Here is a 5,422-nt window from a genome sequence, read left to right on the forward strand (position 1 = left end):
TTAAAGAAAGGCGACGACATACTCTCCCACATAACTGCAGTACCATCTGCGCAGGCGGGCTTAACTACTCTGTTCGGGATGGGAAGAGGTGAGCCCCGCCGCAATAACCACCTTAAGAGGTTATAATTGCTTTGGGCAATTATCCATAATTAACAATTGATATTTTATCAATTCATAATTATAGTAATATCTTAACATACTGAGATAAAGAAAATAAAAAGTTTGATACTGAAACAAGTTCAGCATAAAGAAAGTTTCTTCCCCGGGTTGCCCCGGGGAAAAGCGTACATAAGCTTACGGGTTATTAGTACTACTCGACTATGACATTACTGCCTTTACATCTATAGCCTATCAACGTAGTCATCTCCTACGACCCTTAAAAGAAATCTCATCTTGTGGTGGGTTTCGCGCTTATATGCTTTCAGCGCTTATCCCTTCCAAACGTAGCTACTCTGCGATGCTCCTGGCGGAACAACAGATACACTAGAGGTTTGTCCAATTCGGTCCTCTCGTACTAGAATCAGATCCACTCAAATTTCTTGCGCCCACAGTAGATAGAGACCGAACTGTCTCACGACGTTCTGAACCCAGCTCGCGTGCCACTTTAATGGGCGAACAGCCCAACCCTTGGGACCTTCTCCAGCCCCAGGATGTGACGAGCCGACATCGAGGTGCCAAACCCCCCCGTCGATATGAGCTCTTGGGGGAGATCAGCCTGTTATCCCCGGCGTACCTTTTATCCTTTGAGCGATGGCCCTTCCATGCGGAACCACCGGATCACTATGCTCTACTTTCGTACCTGATCGACCTGTATGTCTCTCAGTCAAGCTCCCTTATGCCATTGCACTCTACGCACGGTTACCAAGCGTACTGAGGGAACCTTTAGAAGCCTCCGTTACTCTTTTGGAGGCGACCACCCCAGTCAAACTACCCACCAAGCAATGTCCCCCGCATTACGGGGTTAGGCCTCAGATAAACAAAGGGTTGTATTTCAACAATGACTCCACAACGCCTAGCGACGCCACTTCACAGTCTCCAACCTATCCTACACATCATTTATCCAAGGTCAATACTAAGCTATAGTAAAGGTGCACAGGGTCTTTTCGTCCCACTGCGGGTAAGCGGCATCTTCACCGCTACTACAATTTCACCGAGCTCATGGCTGAGACAGTGTCCAGATCGTTACACCATTCGTGCAGGTCGGAACTTACCCGACAAGGAATTTCGCTACCTTAGGACCGTTATAGTTACGGCCGCCGTTTACTGGGGCTTCAATTCAATGCTTCTCCGAAGATAACATCTCCTCTTAACCTTCCAGCACCGGGCAGGTGTCAGGCCCTATACTTCATCTTACGATTTTGCAGAGCCCTGTGTTTTTGATAAACAGTCGCCTGGACCTCTTCACTGCGGCCAGCATTGCTGCTGGCGACCCTTCTCCCGAAGTTACGGGTCTATTTTGCCTAATTCCTTAGCCATGAATCTCTCGAGCACCTTAGGATTCTCTCCTCGACTACCTGTGTCGGTTTGCGGTACGGGTACTTATTACCTGAAGTTTAGAGGTTTTTCTTGGAAGCCCTTAGGCGCACTATCTCTTCAACCGAAGTCTCCGAGTACTATCGTATTTCCCCAAGCCGCGTGGATTTGCCTGCGCAGCTTATAGGTAGGTACTTCAACGAACTATTCCGTCAGTTCGCGGCGCTTTCATCACTCCGTCACCCCATCACAGTAATAACTAGTACGGGAATATTAACCCGTTGTCCATCGACTGTCCCTTTCGGGTTCGCCTTAGGTCCCGACTAACCCACAGCTGATTAGCATAGCTGTGGAAACCTTAGTCTTTCGGTGTGCGGGTTTCTCGCCCGCATTATCGTTACTTATGCCTACATTTTCTTTTCTCACCGGTCCAGCATACCTTACGATACACCTTCTACCCTGTGAGAATGCTCCCCTACCACTTACAATTAATTGTAAATCCATAGCTTCGGTAATATACTTATGCCCGATTATTATCCATGCTCGTCCGCTCGACTAGTGAGCTGTTACGCACTCTTTAAATGAATGGCTGCTTCCAAGCCAACATCCTAGCTGTCTGGGCAGACAAACCTCGTTCTTTCAACTTAGTATATATTTGGGGACCTTAGCTGATGGTCTGGGTTCTTTCCCTCTCGGACTTGGACCTTAGCACCCAAGCCCTCACTGTTATGAAACATTATATAGCATTCGGAGTTTGTCAGGAATTGGTAGGCGGTGAAGCCCCCGCATCCAATCAGTAGCTCTACCTCTATATAACTTTACGCATAACGCTGCACCTAAATGCATTTCGGGGAGTACGAGCTATTTCCGAGTTTGATTGGCCTTTCACCCCTACCCACAGGTCATCCGAAGACTTTTCAACGTCAACCGGTTCGGACCTCCACACTGTGTTACCAGCGCTTCATCCTGCCCATGGGTAGATCACACGGTTTCGCGTCTAACACTACTGACTAAAGCGCCCTATTCAGACTCGCTTTCGCTACGGATCCGTGGCTTAACCACTTATCCTTGCCAGCAACGTTAACTCGTAGGCTCATTATGCAAAAGGCACGCCGTCACCCCACGAAGGGGCTCCGACCGCTTGTAAGCGTATGGTTTCAGGATCTATTTCACTCCGTTATTCACGGTTCTTTTCACCTTTCCCTCACGGTACTGGTTCACTATCGGTCTCTCAGGAGTATTTAGCCTTAGCGGATGGTCCCGCCAAATTCAGACAGGATTTCTCGTGTCCCGCCCTACTCAGGATACCACTATCGTTATCTTCTATTACTTATACAGGGCTATCACCTTCTTTGGCTCTACTTTCCAGTAGATTCTAATTCTATCCGCAACAAATGTCGTGGTCCTACAACCCCAATATTGCCGTAACAACATTGGTTTGGGCTAATCCGCGTTCGCTCGCCACTACTTACGGAATCACTTTTGTTTTCTTCTCCTCCGCCTACTTAGATGTTTCAGTTCAGCGGGTTTGCCCACCTATCGGTGTACTATGTCTTCAACATAGTGGGTTGCCCCATTCAGGTATCTACGGATCAATTCGTGTGTGCCAATCCCCGTAGCTTTTCGCAGCTTATCACGCCTTTCATCGCCTCTGAGAGCCAAGGCATCCCCCATACGCCCTTATTTTGCTTATTGTACCAACACATTAATTAAAATGTGCCGTTTCTTTTACTTGTCTAATGATAAACAAGCAAAAAATGCTTTCTACTTTTTATTATTTTCTTATCTCAATATGTCAATGAACTTTTTCTTTAGTTAGGAATTATTAATTATAAAGCCGTAAGTAATACTTACTACCTAATCCTTAATAATTACTACTTAAGATAGTGGAGAATAACGGAGTCGAACCGTTGACCTCCTGCGTGCAAGGCAGGCGCTCTAGCCAGCTGAGCTAATCCCCCAATCTTTTTTAATATGAATTGTGAATTATGAATTATGAAATACTTTCATAACGCCTCAACTCTAGAATTTCTTCTTTGTATTTAAGTAAATAGTTGTCTCGGACAGACTCGAACTGTCGACCCCTACATTATCAGTGTAGTACTCTAACCAGCTGAGCTACGAGACACTCTTATTCTTAAATGGTATTATTTGAACTAACAGCAAGAGTAATAAAACGTCCACATTTGTTTCCAATTCGAACTTTCGTCTTCTTTCTTGAAAGTGTCACTTTACGCAACTAACATTCAAGCTCTAGAAAGGAGGTGTTCCAGCCGCACCTTCCGGTACGGCTACCTTGTTACGACTTAGCCCTAGTTACCAGTTTTACCCTAGGCAGCTCCTTGCGGTCACCGACTTCAGGCACCCCCAGCTTCCATGGCTTGACGGGCGGTGTGTACAAGGCCCGGGAACGTATTCACCGGATCATGGCTGATATCCGATTACTAGCGATTCCAGCTTCACGGAGTCGAGTTGCAGACTCCGATCCGAACTGTGACCGGTTTTATAGATTCGCTCCTGGTCACCCAGTGGCTGCTCTCTGTACCGGCCATTGTAGCACGTGTGTAGCCCAAGGCGTAAGGGCCGTGATGATTTGACGTCATCCCCACCTTCCTCTCAGTTTGCACTGGCAGTCTCGTTAGAGTTCCCGACATGACTCGCTGGCAACTAACGACAGGGGTTGCGCTCGTTATAGGACTTAACCTGACACCTCACGGCACGAGCTGACGACAACCATGCAGCACCTTGTAAATTGTCTTGCGAAAAGTCTGTTTCCAAACCGGTCAATCTACATTTAAGCCTTGGTAAGGTTCCTCGCGTATCATCGAATTAAACCACATGCTCCACCGCTTGTGCGGGCCCCCGTCAATTCCTTTGAGTTTCATTCTTGCGAACGTACTCCCCAGGTGGGATACTTATCACTTTCGCTTAGCCACTGAGATTGCTCCCAACAGCTAGTATCCATCGTTTACGGCGTGGACTACCAGGGTATCTAATCCTGTTCGCTACCCACGCTTTCGTCCATCAGCGTCAATATATTAGTAGTAACCTGCCTTCGCAATTGGTATTCCATGTAATCTCTAAGCATTTCACCGCTACACTACATATTCTAGTTACTTCCTAATAATTCAAGTCAGACAGTATCAATGGCCGTTCCACCGTTGAGCGATGGGCTTTCACCACTGACTTATCTGACCGCCTACGGACCCTTTAAACCCAATGATTCCGGATAACGCTTGGATCCTCCGTATTACCGCGGCTGCTGGCACGGAGTTAGCCGATCCTTATTCTTACAGTACCGTCAAGGTTCTACACGTAGAACTGTTTCTTCCTGTACAAAAGCAGTTTACAATCCATAGGACCGTCATCCTGCACGCGGCATGGCTGGATCAGGCTTGCGCCCATTGTCCAATATTCCTCACTGCTGCCTCCCGTAGGAGTCTGGTCCGTGTCTCAGTACCAGTGTGGGGGATCTCCCTCTCAGGACCCCTACCCATCGTAGCCATGGTAAGCCGTTACCTTACCATCTAGCTAATGGGACGCATGCTCATCTTTCACCGATAAATCTTTAATATATAAATGATGCCATTCATATATACTATAAGGTATTAATCCAAATTTCTCTGGGCTATCCCTTTGTGAAAGGTAGATTGCATACGCGTTACGCACCCGTGCGCCGGTCTCTAATTCCGAAGAACTATACCCCTCGACTTGCATGTGTTAAGCCTGCCGCTAGCGTTCATCCTGAGCCAGGATCAAACTCTTCATCGTATATTGTGTGCTTGAATTGCTTCAAGCTATTGTTATTCGACTAAATTCTCTAGTGGTTTTTTCAAATCTTTCGATTCTATTACTCTCATTCTTTTGTTTTGAAATCTCTTTCAAAACGGCTGTCAATTCAATATGTCTAGGAACGTGTTCTGCTTATTTAAACTGAATTTTATTTCAG

The 5,422-nt window shown here is 46.7% G+C and carries 2 tRNA genes and 3 rRNA genes; all 5 read right to left on the reverse strand.

What is annotated here, in order from left to right:
• Positions 1–5 precede the first annotated feature (5 nt).
• Positions 6–115 (reverse strand): 5S ribosomal RNA (gene rrf, locus ACM55M_RS17340).
• Between the two features lie 169 nt (positions 116–284).
• A 23S ribosomal RNA gene (locus ACM55M_RS17345) occupies positions 285–3,168 on the reverse strand.
• Between the two features lie 192 nt (positions 3,169–3,360).
• A tRNA-Ala gene (locus tag ACM55M_RS17350) sits at positions 3,361–3,434 on the reverse strand.
• Between the two features lie 93 nt (positions 3,435–3,527).
• Positions 3,528–3,601 (reverse strand) — tRNA-Ile (locus ACM55M_RS17355).
• Between the two features lie 129 nt (positions 3,602–3,730).
• Positions 3,731–5,244, reverse strand: a 16S ribosomal RNA gene (locus ACM55M_RS17360).
• Together the 16S, 23S and 5S rRNA genes with 2 tRNA genes alongside form the textbook arrangement of a ribosomal RNA operon.
• Positions 5,245–5,422: the final 178 nt, after the last annotated feature.

This window comes from Flavobacterium galactosi, assembly GCF_048158585.1.
Lineage (GTDB): Bacteria > Bacteroidota > Bacteroidia > Flavobacteriales > Flavobacteriaceae > Flavobacterium > Flavobacterium galactosi.